This window comes from Bacillus sp. FSL E2-0195, from assembly GCF_038003645.1.
Taxonomy (GTDB): domain Bacteria; phylum Bacillota; class Bacilli; order Bacillales; family Bacillaceae_G; genus Bacillus_A; species Bacillus_A mycoides.
The window spans coordinates 1,821,410-1,834,900 of record NZ_JBBOPN010000001.1 but is presented as its reverse complement, the minus strand read 5'-3'; the positions used below and the strand labels follow the sequence as shown (position 1 = coordinate 1,834,900).

Here is a 13,491-nt window from a genome sequence, read left to right as displayed (position 1 = left end):
AAGTCAATTATTTGCAGCTTACCTAAAAAAAATGATTAATTATTTTCGACTTTCTCTAACCCCTCAACCAATTGCTTCTTATCTAATCCTTCCCCTATTACTACCAAATTTGTCGGGAAACCGAAGTCTTGTTCCAGTAAAGTCGGTACCCCGAACGAATATTGGAATAAGTGAGGGTATTTATCTCCATGGAATTTCACAAATCCTTTTACACGATAAATGCTATCTGGTAAATTCGAAAGCCATTCGTATAATTTATCTTGATCAATCGATTTCGTAAATTGATACGTCATCGTTTGTATATGTAAATGCTGTTTGACATGTAGTGTCTCATGTTCTCCATCTCTCACAAATTCAGCTTCTTCTATATCTTTTAAAGATATATTACAATACTTTGTTTCAAACAATTTCGCATGATTATTTATTGCTTTTACGTCTTCAAGTACTTTGTTCTTATCCGAATCTGTTAATAAATCTGATTTATTAATAAGAATATGACTTCCATATTTCATTTGCTCATGTAATAGCTGTTGTACATTTGCACTTAATATACTTCGGTTTAACCATCTTACTGCATCTAATACGACTACTATAGATTTCACTTCAAGGAAAGGAGCTAAAATTGGTGATACACATGCATCTAACACTTCAATTGGATGTGCGACACCTGTTGTTTCTATATAAATTACATCTGGTCTTTCTTGTTGATATAAAGAATGTAATTGAATTTCAAGCTCTTCTTTTAACGTACAACAAATACATCCTTTCAGAAGTTCCCTTAACACATTCTCTTTTCCAATAATATCTGTATCTACCGAGTATTCACCGATTTCATTCATCAAAACTGCAACTTTTCGATTTTTCTTCTTTTCTGCTAATAATAAATTTTGCAGCAATGTTGATTTTCCGCTACCTAAAAAACCACCTAATATATGAATTTCTACTTTACTCATTCGACCGACCATCCATTTCTCTACTTCAAATTTCTTCAAAGCGTAATTATTACGATTTATATTTATCATTTTATTAAAAGAATACCTATTTGTAAACAAAACTGCTAGATTATCGTTTCATTTTCCATTCACTTCATGAGCAACTCTAATTCCAGACTCTATTGCTCCTTGCATCCATCCATGTGTTAATGTCGTATGTTCTCCTGCAAAGTGCACTCTACCCGCTGGCGGCGTAATATATGGAAACAATTCAAGCTCTTGCCCCGGTTCAAAAGCTGTAAATGCTCCGCAAGAATACGGATTTTGACTCCAGCTAAAAGATTCTCCCGCAACATACTCACTATAAATCACATTTCCATATATTTGCGCTAAATTTTTCAACGCATAACGAATACGTTCTCTATTCGAGAGACTATCCCACGTTAACGCCTCATCTGCCCACGTATAACTCACTAAAACGATAGCCGCCCCTAGTGTATGAATGCCATAGCTCGGATAATATGTAAAGCGGATAGGTAAATCTGTAATTGACTTACCACCATATTGTCCTGCTCTTTCCCAAAATCTACTTTTAAACTCTATCGCAATTTTAGTTGAAGCAATATAATTTAATTCACGAATTGCCCGCCTTTTATAATAAGAGAATAACTGATATGGCTGAACTTCTACAAATCGCAAAGCTGAAAATGGAATTGTGACAATAGCGATGTCACCAGTTACTATAAATGAATTTAACGTTTGTTCATGTGTTACTTGCATCATTACTTTATTATCTTCCTCTATAATTTTTTCTACTTTATACGACATAAAAATATTATCCTTTAGCTCTGGTAAAAATGAATTTGGTAATTTATCCATTCCGCCCGTTATCTCATAATATTTCGTCGTTGAAGTGAAAAAGATCATTTCGCGTAATACTTCAATTAAAGACATTCCCATGTATGCTTCCATATCAAGAAGTACCCCGATCATATCTATTGCCCCATCTGAATAATACTCGGTTAAAAATGAACCGAGCGAATATGTTTTATACTTTTTTTCAACAATAATCCAGTTTTTATTAGGATCTTTCTTAATATAATTAAGTATCGGTTCCAATACCTCTAACATTAACCCTTCTGCCGTTTTCCCTCTTTCTTTATCTAAAACTGGATATCCAAGTACACTTGGATCCTTTTCAAACACATCCAATCTCGTTCTTTTGTTATTCGTATAAATTATATCTGAAGAAGTTTTATTAATAAAAAGGTTTAACGGTAGTTTAAATTTACGAATGTAAGCTAAAGTTAAATCATGAGTATCCGGAATACGCATAGGACCTGCGTTAAAATATAATCCTGCGCTAAATGGTTCACGAATCGTATACACTCTGCCACCTATTCTGTTATTTGCTTCTATAATCGTTACCTCATGCCCAGCCTCTTTTAATAAAGATGCTGCAACTAATCCAGATATCCCTGCACCGGCAACTGTAATCCGTTTGGGTTTGGGGTTATTCGTTTTGGCAAGCCCTTCATGAACAATTTGAAGCATTTGTTCCATCGATAATGGATTCCCCATGCCAATTCCCCTTTTACGAAGGATTTTACTGAATTATATTCGTTTAACAGGATTCCTATGTTTCATTCAAGTAATTGAGCGGATACATTTTCAAATACTTGAATATCTTTTATAAAATGTAATAAAATAGATATGAAATTATAGAAGTAAGACGTATTATCTTACATAATAAAATTTATGAAATAGCGAGGAATTTTGAAATGAAAAAAGGTATTAACCGTGTTGTATTAGTAGGAACAGGAGCAGTTGGGTGTAGTTATGCTTACTGCATGATTAACCAAGCTGTAGCTGAAGAATTTGTTTTAGTGGATGTAAATGAAGCAAAAGCTGAAGGAGAAGCAATGGACTTAAGCCATGCCGTTCCTTTCGCACCAGCTCCAACAAAAGTTTGGAAAGGTAGTTATGAAGATTGTAAAGACGCAGATCTTGTTGTAATTACAGCTGGATTGCCACAAAAGCCAGGTGAAACACGTTTAGATTTAGTTGAGAAAAACGCTAAAATTTTCAAGCAAATTGTTCGTAGCATTATGGATAGCGGCTTTGACGGTATCTTCTTAATCGCAACAAACCCTGTAGATATTTTAACTTACGTAACTTGGAAAGAATCTGGATTACCGAAAGAACGCGTAATCGGTTCTGGTACAACTCTTGATTCTGCTCGTTTCCGCTATATGTTAGGTGAGTACTTCGATATTGGACCTCATAACATTCACGCTTATATTATCGGAGAGCACGGTGATACAGAACTTCCGGTGTGGAGTCACGTATCAATTGGTATTCAAAAACTACAAACGCTTCTTGAAAAAGACAACACATATAACCAAAAAGATTTAGATGATATTTTCGTAAACGTTCGTGATGCAGCTTATCACATTATTGAACGAAAAGGTGCTACATACTACGGCATCGGCATGTCACTTTTACGTGTTACGAAAGCAATCTTAAGCAATGAAAACAGCGTATTAACTGTATCAGCATATCTTGAAGGTCAATACGGCCAACAGGATGTTTATATCGGCGTACCTGCTGTTTTAAACCGCGGCGGTGTTCGGGAAATTTTAGAAGTTGAACTAAGTGAAGAGGAAGAATTAAAATTCGATCACTCTGTTCAAGTGTTGAAAGAAACAATGGCTCCTGTTCTTTAATCATATTTTCCAATCAAAAAAGCCATCCGATTTATATTGGATTGCTTTTTTATACTTTTATAGTTCCCCCTCAATTTAAACGGTAATATTATCTATAAAAAGGGGTGATTTCATGAATGATTCTTTGACGATTGCAATCCTCTTGCTAGCTGTAGCATCCTTAATACTTTTCCTCTTCTTAATCATCAGAACGCTATTTCCAACTAAAAAATATGATAAGAATCTCGGATTGATTCTAATTATTTTAAGCTTGTTAGCAATACCGATAAGTATCTTCCTTGTAGGAGGATGGCCAGGTATGGGAGTTAGTGTAATTGCAGTCTTTATTTTTGCTGCTGTTATTATAGCTTTAATTGCAAATACCTTCATTAAACTACCTCCTCCAAAGAAAAAATAATAAATGACCGATGTTTTCATCAAGAGAAAACATCGGTCATTTTCTATCACTTATTATCTTTAATCGGTTCATCATTATTTACATCAAGTACATCTAATAAAAAGATAAAGATTGGAATCCCAATAATAAGCCCCCATATTCCGAGGAAATGCTCTGAAAAGATAAGAATCATAAATGTATAAAAAACAGGTAAATTCGTTTTTGCAGACATAAATTTTGGATTTAATAAATAACTTTCAAGAGCGTGGATTACTGTAATGAACACTAGTATGTAAACAACATACACAACCCCGCCGACGTTATAGGCAATGATACAAAGTGGAAACAATGAAATGATAACACCAGCAACTGGAATCAAACCGAGTAGAAAGACCATGACAGCCAATACAAGAAGCTGTGGAAATCCTAAAATGACAAGTGCAATTACAGTGAGCACACAATTTACAACCGCAATTAAAAACTGTGCTTCAATCACTTTTCCGAACGATCTTGCAAACCTTTCACCGAAATATGCAATCTCCTCATAAAAAATTTTCAGCTTACTATCTTTAAATTTCGAAGTAAATGCTATAATGCGTTCTTTTTCTAATAAGAAAAATAAGCTTAAAATAAGAGAAAGTAGTATTTGTAAACTGACTTTTCCTATGTTTGCTATCGATTGATAAATGACATCTACACCTTGTTCGATATATTTCGATACTTCCATTCCATTAATTGTCGAAAGTGCATATTTAATTATCTCGTTATCAGGTGGGTTTTGAAAAAACAATTTAAATTGATAAATTAATTGTGAAATTTGTATCGTTAGTACAGGCAAATATTTATATAGTGTAGTTACAATAAACGTCACTAACACAATATATAAACCAGCAATAACCACTTTCCTATTTACTTTCAATTTTTTTGAAATAAACTTTTGAAATCGATCCATCAAAAACGTGAGAATAAACGTAATTAATATTAAATTAATCATACTTTTTAATCCATACAATACAAGCACTAATATTATTAAAACGAGAAACCGTTGAAACCCTCTGCTTCGAAAGAAATTTTTCACTTCATTCATTAAGAATTAACCTCCCCCTTCAATGGATGGAAATTGGATATATTACATTTTATGAACTTCTATAGACAATCTTTCTTACTAATTGGAAAGAATCCTTTTTTTCTTTTTTATTGTCGGATTTTTTTATCTACTACTTTTCTAAAAACCACTTTATCAACTCTATATTTTAGGAGATCGTCTATTTTTAGACTGCTGTTCATACGCATATCCAATATTAAAAAGTTCTTTTTCACCAAACTGTTTCCCAACAAACACTACACCTACCGGCTGACCATCAGAATCATATCCTGCCGGCACTGCTAATTCTGGATAACCAGCCACAGCTGATAGAAGAACTTCATCGTTATTAATCATCACAAGAGCATCCAAACCTTTTTCTACTAAATACCTATCTAGCTCTTTTCTTGCATTTTCTTGACTCGTTTGAACTATTTTTTCAAACTCATCTTTCGTTATAGCAGATTTCTCAGAACCCTCAATTAATGTTTGTCCATACTTTATTCGTCGTTTACTATCCTTTTTATTAAACGCTATAATCTCTTCTAACGATTTTACTGGCACATTTTTTTGCCGTGAAAGATAATCGTTAACATTATGCTTGAACTCATATTCTAATGTTTGCAGATTATCTACACCCTCGCTGTTTAACTGAACATCATCAGTCAATATTGCACCTGCATCTTCAAGGTCCTTTCTAATCTTTTTCGCTACTGCTTTTCTAATTTCATCTTGTTGTTCTATAGAAAAAAGAATCCCTATCTTTTTCCCTTTTAATCCATCTATCGATAACTCCTTCGTATAATCCATTCTATCTCTATCTTTCATTTTTTCTATCATAGCATCTTTTCCATCATAACCTACCATTGAATTAAATAGCGTTGCTGCATCTTTGACCGTTCTTGCCATTGGCCCTGCTGTATCAAGTGTTTCAGCTAACGGGATAATTCCTGTTCTGCTAACCATACCTAAAGACGGACGTAACCCAACTACTGATTGTTGCGTTGCCGGTGCTACTATGGATCCCGTCGTTTCCGTCCCGATTGCAAGCGGTGCAAAATCAGCTGCAACCACTGTAGCAGATCCTGAACTCGATCCTGATGTATCAAATGTAATCGGGCCATATGGATTTAAATTTTGTCCTTTCTTCCCACTATATCCACTTGGCATTGTAAAAGATAAATAATTCGCCCACTCAGACATATTTGCTTTTCCTAAAACAAACGCCCCTTCTTCTTTCAACTTCTTCACAATCATCGCATCTTCATCTGCAATCCAATCTTTTAATACATAAGTTCCAGCACTTGTCGGCATAACATTCGCTGTTTGTACATTATCTTTTACGATGACAGGAATGCCGTATAATTTCGATTTCTTATTTAAAAATCTCTCTTTATCTAACTGTCGTGCTTCCTCCATTGCATTAGGATTAATCTCTGTAACAGCATTTAATGATATTCCATTTTGATCATGTTCTTGTATTCTAAAAAGATAAATACTCGTTAATTCTTCATATGATAATTTCCCATCATCAACCATTTTTTGAAGCTCATCCACAGTCGCATTTACAACTTCTTTTTCTTTTATCTTTATATTATCTATGTCGATCCCTTTAAGCTGATTATGTATCGGTTTTAACACTCTGTCTTTATCATATACAATACGCTCAGGTTCCTTTGGAAAATAATTTTTATACACGTAATATCCTCCGGCACACACCAATAGAACAATACCTCCAGCGATAGACAACGTTATCTTTACCCATTTTTTCATGTTGCTTCCTCCACTCTAAAAGTTGCTCATTTATATAAAAAAGAGAGTTACCTTTTACTTAACTCTCTCCAATCAAAATGCTAAATGAAAAAATGAAAAATTTCAATCTAATTACTTTTTTTTTGCATTTGCTTTGCTAACAATTCCTTCACCTGATTATATGTTAACCCTGAATTTTTATTTAAACGTTTCACTTCATCAACATCAGTACCGACAACTGTATATTTTTTCTCATCATTCATGTTCCCACTTCCTTTCTCACCAGATTATTTCTTATATTTCTTCCCTAAATGCACATAAATTAACACCAATACGAATAGGGAAGCTGGACTAAATTAAATAGACGAGACAGATGATATAGTATTCAATAACTAAAAGGAGTTCTGTTGCGTAAGAGGAATAGATAAAAATATGTCGAATTTATATACTTATTGAATTTAAGGACATGGAGGATGCATTTTGAAAACATATGAGTTTAAACATAACATTCCAAAATTGGAAGAGTACAAATATTTGTGTGATTCTGTTGGATGGACTAATTATATGAATTTTGAAGTAGCGGATACTTCACTGAAGCATTCTATTCACTGCATCACGGTCAAAGATAATGAAAAAATTGTGGGCATGGGGAGAATTGTTGGTGATGGATCTATCTATTTCTATATTCAAGATATAGTGGTTCATCCGGATTATCAGAAACATGGTATTGGGAAAGAAATAATGCATCTTTTGGTTGCATACTTAAATGAGACTGCCCCTGATAAGGCGTTTGTCGGTTTATTTGCATCACAAGGTAAAGAATCGTTCTATGAAAAATTTGATTTTAAAAATTACTCACCAAACATGACGGGGATGTTTACTGTCATTTCAAAAACATGATAGATTTTTAATTGTAGGGAAAACTTCGATTCATATGAAAGAAATTATTCTTGCAGTAACCTTTTCCACAATCGCATTTAAACATTACATACGAAAGGAGAGTACATATATAGCTATATATGTACTCTCCTTTCATTTATTTAACTCTGTATATATTAAATTTCTTAATAAAATTTCACTACATCTTCAGTAGGTAAGAATGTTCTTTCCCCTGGTTGTTCATTTGGCTCACCAAATGGCATTTGTCCTACTAAACTCCACTCCGCTGGAATATTCCATGTTTCTTTCACTTCAGCATCTACGATTGGATTGTAATGTTGTAATGACGCTCCAATTCCTTCAGCCGATAATAGCATCCATACAGTATGTTGTAGCATTGCATTTCCTTGATGAGACCAGAATGGGAACTGATCTTTATACAATGGTGCATTTTCTTGCATTTTTTCTACTGTTGCTTGATCTTCAAAGAATAGAACTGTTCCTACACCTGCATGGAAGCCTTTTAGTCTTTCTACTGTTGCTTCAAAATTTTCTGCTGGCACGCGTGATCTAAGCGTTTCTTTTACGATATCCCAAAACTTTTCATGCTCTCCATCCATTAATACAACCATACGGCCACTTTGCATATTGAAAGAAGTTGGTGCGTGTAAAGCTGTTTTTAAAACTTCTTCAATTCTTTCTTTTGTAATTGTAGCGTTTTTTGTTACTTTACGAATTGAACGACGGTTCACGATTGCTTCTTTTAAATTTGTTGTAGTTGCTGACATTTTAATTCCTCCAAATATATGTTTTATTATTTTTATTTAAACAAATCAACTTGAGTCTTTCATGCAAGACGAATTAGCAATATCCATCCGTCTTACATTGCATACCTTCAAATGAATTTGTTTTATCCTTTTCGATTTCTTTATCAATTACTCTTTCTAGCGTTTCTTTACTAGCAAGTCCTTGAATGACTTCATCTCCAATCATGACAGTTGGAACAGCCATAATATTTGCTTCATCATATGCATGCTGAATTGCTTCTTGATGTTTTTCTTTATATTTACGATTTACTAAAGCATCTTTAAATTCAGCTTCAGGAAGCCCTACTTCTACCGCTAATTTCGTTAATACATCAATATCTTCAATGTTTTGCTCTTCTTGGAAAAACGCAGTAAATACTCGGTGATGATACTCATTTCCAAGTCCACGCTCTTTCGCGAATTGGCACCCTTCAAAAGCTAAATGTGTATATGGATGCGGAGAAACGCGTGGCAGACGCATTTCAACCCCTAATTTTTTTGCAGTAGGAAGAATGAAAGAATCCCATGAACCTAACTTATCTGGCTCGTTCCAAGGATCTATTTTAGAATATGGACTTGGACGCAATTCAAATGGCATCCATTCGATTTCTACATCTTTCTCTTTCGCTACTTCATCTAATGGGCCTTTTGCTAAAAAGCAAAACGGGCATATAAAATCTGAGTATACTTTCATTTTTACAGTCATATCTTTTACACCTTACCTTCTTTTTATTTTTAGATGTAACCAAAACAGTTACAATTTTAAGAAAAAAATATGCATTCTCTTTTAGAGACTTGCAATTATCATATTATGCTTTCATTTTTTGTTGTAAAGATTCAAATAACTGCCCCATCGTAATATTTCTCAACACTTCTTCCATCGCAGATTGCGCCTGAACTAAAATAACCTCTAAAACAGCTTGAATATTCGCCCCAATTGGACAGTCTGGATTCGGTTTTTCATGAATGTGAAATAGTTTGTCTTCTTCCACTACATTCACTGCATGATACACATCTAATAATGTGATTTCATGTAAATCCTTTAATAATCCCGCGCCACCTGGTCCGCGATTTACGTAAACAAATCCAGATTGTTTCAAGTAAGACATTATTTTACGAATGACTACCGGATTTGTATTTACACTCTCGGCCATATAGTCTGAAGTGCAAACTGAAGATGGATTGTTTTTCAAAATAGATAAAATATGAACAGCTATAGAAAAGCGGCTACTAATTTTCATCGTGATCACCACCTCGATGTAATCATTATAGTTACAACAGAAAAATAAGTCAATCCTTTTTACAAATTTTTTAAAGCAAATAAAAAAGTGCCCCATTACAATATATGAGACACCTCTTCTTATTCTGCAAACAAGTCTTGGAATTCTTCAATAAATAGCTGTACAGCGAGTGAAGAATCCTTTAATGAAGGAACAGCTAAAGCGATTTCTCTCCATACTTGTGGTTCCAATTCTCTCGTTTGTATATTCTTTGGTAAACTCGTTAAAGATAACTCAGCCAAAATTGCGATTCCTAATCCTTCTTGAATCATATTTAAAGCTGTTGTAACTGTGGAAATTATATATTCAGCCCGAAGTGGTACGTTCGCTTGTTTAAACATATCGATAATGGGTGGTTCGTACCCACCCTTACATAATATGATTGGTTCATTCTCTAAATCACCTATTGTAATAGAATCGTTCTTACAAAGAGGATGATCCTCCCTTAAGACAACAACCATTTTCCCCTTCGTTAAGGGCACGATCTCCATATCTTTATTAGGCAAAATAACAATTCCTATATCAACAACCCTCGACACTAACCAATCTTCAACTTCTTTAATCGTGCCTTCACAAAGAACGACTTCTAAGTTCGGATACTTCTCCTTAAAAAGATTTATCATTTTGGGTAAGAAATGTGCAGAAGCACTCGGAAAACTCCCAATTCGAATCGTCCCAACTTCGTGCCCTTTCTCCATCGCTACTTCTTGTTCAATCTTCTCAACGCCGTTTAAGATTTCTCTAATATGTACAAGAATTCTATTTCCAACATCCGTAACGATTAGCCCTTTTCGTTTATCGCGTATAAGAATGGTAACTCCTAACTCTGACTCAATGCTTGAAATCGCATGACTTACAGCTGGCTGTGTCATATTTAACATCCCGGCAGCCTTCGTAAAACTCCCTAATTCAACCGTTTTAATTAAAACTTGAAGTTGTGTAATGGTCATAACTAATCACTTATACTCCTTATAAAAAAGATTCATTTTATTTATCATAGTCGATATCATATCATAGTGAAATGGAATACAACAAGGAGGGATTACAGTGACACAGCTTTCTCGAACTAAGACTGCCATAATCCTTACATTTCTCGTTATTATGTGGGGAATTAATTGGCCGTTATCAAAATTCGCTCTGCATTACACACCACCCGTACTCTTTGCAGGGATTAGAACATTAATAGGAGGATTTATCTTACTTACTTTCGCATTACCGAAATACAAACAATTAAATTTAAAGGAAACTTGGCATTTATACTTTATTTCATCTTTACTCAATATTATTTTGTTTTACGGACTACAAACTGTCGGACTTCAGTATATGCCCGCCGGACTCTTCTCCGCAATCGTATTTCTCCAACCTGTCTTACTCGGCATTTTCTCATGGATTTGGCTTGAAGAATCTATGTACGGCTTGAAAATTTTCGGACTTATTCTTGGATTTATTGGTGTTGGGGTTATTAGCTCTAGTAGTTTAACTGGACATATTTCTATTATCGGTGTACTACTTGCTTTAGGGTGCGCTATCGGCTGGGCACTCGGCACAGTATTTATTAAGAAAACTGGACACCGCGTTAATGCCATTTGGATGGTAACACTTCAGCTTATTATTGGCGGACTTTGCTTAATCGGATTTGGTTCAGAATTTGAGAGCTGGTCTAACATCGCTTGGAGTATACCATTTGTAAGTGTACTACTATTCATCTCGTTCTTTGTTATTGCAATGGGATGGCTCGCTTACTTTACACTTGTAGGAGCTGGTGAGGCAAGTAAAGTTGGGGCTTATACGTTCCTTATCCCACTGATCGCTATTATTGTAAGTTCAATTTTCTTACATGAGGCCATTACAATTAGCTTATTTATCGGACTTTTATTTATTATCGTAAGCATTTGTTTTGTAAATATAAAGCCGAAAGCACTTGCTGTAAGGCAGCAAGTTGAAGTGAAATAAATAGATATGAGAAAGAGTCTACCACTTGTAGGCTCTTTCTTTTTTACCATTTTATGAGTACAGTCACTTAACATCTTAGCAAAAGGAAAATTTTCCTTTTTTATTGTATGATGATAATTAAGTAGAAAATATTATCTCTAATACATATGTATGGACTAACAATTCTAATCATAAGGGGGAATTATATGGTTTTACAGTATAAAGAATTTGGAGATTCAAGCTCTCCACTTATGGTTTTTATTCATGGGGGCGGAGTCAGTGGATGGATGTGGGACAAACAAATTAAACATTTTACTAACTTTCACTGCCTTGTTCCTGATTTACCCGAGCAAGGGGAAAATAGTAGTAAGGATCATTTTTCAATACACTTTAGTGCTGAAAAAATCATTGAATTAGTTGAAGAAAAAGGACAAGGTAAAACTGTTATAGTAATCGGTTTTTCGTTAGGTGCTCAAGTATTAATTGCAATGCTCAGCATGAAACCAAACTTAATTCAATACGCTATGATAAATAGCGCATTAGTTAAACCAATTCCTTTCGCTAAAACATTAATAAGATCCCTTGGCGTAACCTATCCACTTATAAAGAGTAAGACGTTTTCCAAAATACAAGCAAAATCAATGTACATAGATGAAACACAATTTGATAACTATTATCATGAAAGTTGTCAAATAAGTAAAAATACATTTGTGAGGATATTAGAAGAAAATATGTCGTTTACAATACTAAAAGGTTTCGAGAATGCTAGTAGCAATATATTAGTAACTGTTGGAGAAAACGAAAAAAGAATCATGAAAGACTCGATGACTGCAATCCTTGAAAGCAATCCTACTTGCACAGGTATTATCATTCCTAAAATCGGTCATGGAATCCCTTTAGCAAATCCCAAACTATTTAATAATTTAATTGAAAACTGGCTTAAGCATGATAACCTACCAGAAGAAGTAATGACAGTCAATTGAGTTCCTTATCTTAATAAACCATGTTGTATTTGTAGCTCTAATCCCCCTCGAAGCTGCTTAATCTCAAAATTTTATTAACAAAGGTCTCATTACTTTCAATGAGACCTTTCAATGTTCCCTACTTTTTACGACGTACTACAAAAACACACGTACCTATGGAAGATACAATCGCTAAAACTGATAAGACAATTGCTATTGTTTGCATATTACTTGTACCTTCATTTTTTTCCACACTAGATACTTCACCATGTTCTCCTGTTAATGATGTACCTTTTGCAATCGTAGTAAGTGAATGGGGCTTCTCAGCTTTCTCATCGCCTGTCCATTCAACAATTTCTCCATCTTTATATTGTTGATATGCATTCCAAGCTATTTGTTGCTCTTTATCTGGATTTTTAGCAACGAAAGTAAATCGTTGGAACTGACCAGGTAAAATCCCATCCCCTGTTGCTTCCCATATTACAGTTTTAACTTTTCCAGCTGCATCTTTTTGTTCTTCCACTTTCCACCCTGGCACTGGCTCGTACTGTTGAAACTCGACTCCAGACGGTATTTTCAGTGTGACTTTTGTTGTTGCTATATTCTTTTCAACAGGTACCTTTATCGTATAAGTCTCCCAAGAGCTAACGTCAGAAGTTGCTGGTTTCACAGTTACGTGAGCACTAACAGGTAACGAAAAAATCCCCATTGCAATTATTGTTGCGATCATTGTTGTTCCTAATTTTTTTATACGTTTCATTT

The 13,491-nt window shown here is 34.4% G+C and carries 15 protein-coding genes; 5 read left to right on the top strand and 10 right to left on the bottom strand.

The window, feature by feature from the left end; genetic code table 11:
* Positions 1 to 35: 35 nt before the first annotated feature.
* Complete coding sequence (locus MHH59_RS09465) at positions 36 to 953, bottom strand: CobW family GTP-binding protein (protein ID WP_170972649.1); 918 nt, start codon at positions 951 to 953, stop codon at positions 36 to 38.
* Positions 954 to 1,070: 117 nt separating this feature from the next.
* Entirely contained in the window at positions 1,071 to 2,513 is a 1,443-nt protein-coding gene (locus tag MHH59_RS09460) for a flavin monoamine oxidase family protein (protein ID WP_340851137.1), read from the bottom strand.
* A gap of 200 nt (positions 2,514 to 2,713) precedes the next feature.
* Between MHH59_RS09460 and MHH59_RS09455 the strand changes: the two genes are divergently transcribed.
* Positions 2,714 to 3,658 (top strand): L-lactate dehydrogenase, encoded by a 945-nt coding sequence (locus MHH59_RS09455; protein ID WP_002012312.1) that lies wholly within the window; start codon positions 2,714 to 2,716, stop codon positions 3,656 to 3,658.
* 112 nt (positions 3,659 to 3,770) lie between these two features.
* Complete coding sequence (locus MHH59_RS09450) at positions 3,771 to 4,055, top strand: YesK family protein (RefSeq protein WP_088005186.1); 285 nt, start codon at positions 3,771 to 3,773, stop codon at positions 4,053 to 4,055.
* A 46-nt stretch (positions 4,056 to 4,101) separates the two neighbouring features.
* Here MHH59_RS09450 and MHH59_RS09445 read toward each other — a convergent pair whose 3' ends face one another.
* The 3 genes from MHH59_RS09445 to MHH59_RS09435 all read right to left on the bottom strand — a co-directional run bounded on the left by MHH59_RS09445 (position 4,102) and on the right by MHH59_RS09435 (position 7,133).
* Positions 4,102 to 5,121 carry an AI-2E family transporter gene (locus MHH59_RS09445; RefSeq protein WP_002031308.1) on the bottom strand — a complete coding sequence of 340 codons (1,020 nt, stop codon included), beginning with the start codon at positions 5,119 to 5,121 and terminating at the stop codon, positions 4,102 to 4,104.
* 159 nt (positions 5,122 to 5,280) lie between these two features.
* Positions 5,281 to 6,891 carry an amidase family protein gene (locus MHH59_RS09440; protein ID WP_340851135.1) on the bottom strand — a complete coding sequence of 537 codons (1,611 nt, stop codon included), beginning with the start codon at positions 6,889 to 6,891 and terminating at the stop codon, positions 5,281 to 5,283.
* Positions 6,892 to 6,998: 107 nt separating this feature from the next.
* Complete coding sequence (locus tag MHH59_RS09435) at positions 6,999 to 7,133, bottom strand: hypothetical protein (protein WP_002012306.1); 135 nt, start codon at positions 7,131 to 7,133, stop codon at positions 6,999 to 7,001.
* A 217-nt stretch (positions 7,134 to 7,350) separates the two neighbouring features.
* Between MHH59_RS09435 and MHH59_RS09430 the strand changes: the two genes are divergently transcribed.
* Positions 7,351 to 7,770, top strand: a complete 420-nt coding sequence (locus MHH59_RS09430) for a GNAT family N-acetyltransferase (protein ID WP_088005185.1) — start codon at positions 7,351 to 7,353, stop codon at positions 7,768 to 7,770.
* Positions 7,771 to 7,934: 164 nt separating this feature from the next.
* On the opposite strand, the gene MHH59_RS09425 is transcribed toward MHH59_RS09430, so the two are convergent.
* The 4 genes from MHH59_RS09425 to MHH59_RS09410 form a co-directional block, all read right to left on the bottom strand.
* Positions 7,935 to 8,537 (bottom strand): nitroreductase family protein, encoded by a 603-nt coding sequence (locus MHH59_RS09425; protein WP_002012304.1) that lies wholly within the window; start codon positions 8,535 to 8,537, stop codon positions 7,935 to 7,937.
* A gap of 73 nt (positions 8,538 to 8,610) precedes the next feature.
* On the bottom strand, positions 8,611 to 9,261 hold the full coding sequence (locus tag MHH59_RS09420) for a DsbA family oxidoreductase (protein ID WP_002064866.1): 651 nt from the start codon (positions 9,259 to 9,261) through the stop codon (positions 8,611 to 8,613).
* A gap of 103 nt (positions 9,262 to 9,364) precedes the next feature.
* The gene (locus MHH59_RS09415; protein WP_002186124.1) at positions 9,365 to 9,796 is read right to left on the bottom strand and encodes an Rrf2 family transcriptional regulator; all 432 of its coding nucleotides are present in this window, start codon (positions 9,794 to 9,796) and stop codon (positions 9,365 to 9,367) included.
* 119 nt (positions 9,797 to 9,915) lie between these two features.
* Positions 9,916 to 10,785, bottom strand: a complete 870-nt coding sequence (locus MHH59_RS09410) for a LysR family transcriptional regulator (RefSeq protein ID WP_002168625.1) — start codon at positions 10,783 to 10,785, stop codon at positions 9,916 to 9,918.
* A gap of 97 nt (positions 10,786 to 10,882) precedes the next feature.
* Here MHH59_RS09410 and MHH59_RS09405 point away from each other — a divergent pair, with 97 nt between their 5' ends.
* Both MHH59_RS09405 and MHH59_RS09400 read left to right on the top strand, forming a co-directional pair.
* A complete protein-coding gene (locus tag MHH59_RS09405) occupies positions 10,883 to 11,788 on the top strand; it encodes a DMT family transporter (RefSeq protein WP_002086216.1) in 906 nt (301 codons plus the stop codon).
* A gap of 185 nt (positions 11,789 to 11,973) precedes the next feature.
* Positions 11,974 to 12,750 carry an alpha/beta fold hydrolase gene (locus tag MHH59_RS09400; protein WP_088005184.1) on the top strand — a complete coding sequence of 259 codons (777 nt, stop codon included), beginning with the start codon at positions 11,974 to 11,976 and terminating at the stop codon, positions 12,748 to 12,750.
* A 118-nt stretch (positions 12,751 to 12,868) separates the two neighbouring features.
* Here the strand turns inward: MHH59_RS09400 and MHH59_RS09395 are convergent, their stop codons facing one another.
* Entirely contained in the window at positions 12,869 to 13,489 is a 621-nt protein-coding gene (locus MHH59_RS09395; protein WP_088005183.1) for a YcnI family copper-binding membrane protein, read from the bottom strand.
* Positions 13,490 to 13,491 lie beyond the last annotated feature (2 nt).

Bases quoted from the DNA above. Each gene is read 5' to 3' on its own strand.
- MHH59_RS09400 (WP_088005184.1), top strand. From the start codon at position 11,974: ATGGTTTTACAGTATAAAGAATTTGGAGATTCAAGCTCTCCACTTATG.
- MHH59_RS09465 (WP_170972649.1), bottom strand. From the start codon at position 953: ATGAGTAAAGTAGAAATTCATATATTAGGTGGTTTTTTAGGTAGCGGA.
- MHH59_RS09450 (WP_088005186.1), top strand. From the start codon at position 3,771: ATGAATGATTCTTTGACGATTGCAATCCTCTTGCTAGCTGTAGCATCC.
- MHH59_RS09410 (WP_002168625.1), bottom strand. From the start codon at position 10,785: ATGACCATTACACAACTTCAAGTTTTAATTAAAACGGTTGAATTAGGG.
- MHH59_RS09460 (WP_340851137.1), bottom strand. From the start codon at position 2,513: ATGGGGAATCCATTATCGATGGAACAAATGCTTCAAATTGTTCATGAA.
- MHH59_RS09455 (WP_002012312.1), top strand. From the start codon at position 2,714: ATGAAAAAAGGTATTAACCGTGTTGTATTAGTAGGAACAGGAGCAGTT.
- MHH59_RS09395 (WP_088005183.1), bottom strand. From the start codon at position 13,489: ATGAAACGTATAAAAAAATTAGGAACAACAATGATCGCAACAATAATT.
- MHH59_RS09445 (WP_002031308.1), bottom strand. From the start codon at position 5,121: ATGAATGAAGTGAAAAATTTCTTTCGAAGCAGAGGGTTTCAACGGTTT.
- MHH59_RS09425 (WP_002012304.1), bottom strand. From the start codon at position 8,537: ATGTCAGCAACTACAACAAATTTAAAAGAAGCAATCGTGAACCGTCGT.
- MHH59_RS09415 (WP_002186124.1), bottom strand. From the start codon at position 9,796: ATGAAAATTAGTAGCCGCTTTTCTATAGCTGTTCATATTTTATCTATT.
- MHH59_RS09435 (WP_002012306.1), bottom strand. From the start codon at position 7,133: ATGAATGATGAGAAAAAATATACAGTTGTCGGTACTGATGTTGATGAA.
- MHH59_RS09440 (WP_340851135.1), bottom strand. From the start codon at position 6,891: ATGAAAAAATGGGTAAAGATAACGTTGTCTATCGCTGGAGGTATTGTT.
- MHH59_RS09420 (WP_002064866.1), bottom strand. From the start codon at position 9,261: ATGACTGTAAAAATGAAAGTATACTCAGATTTTATATGCCCGTTTTGC.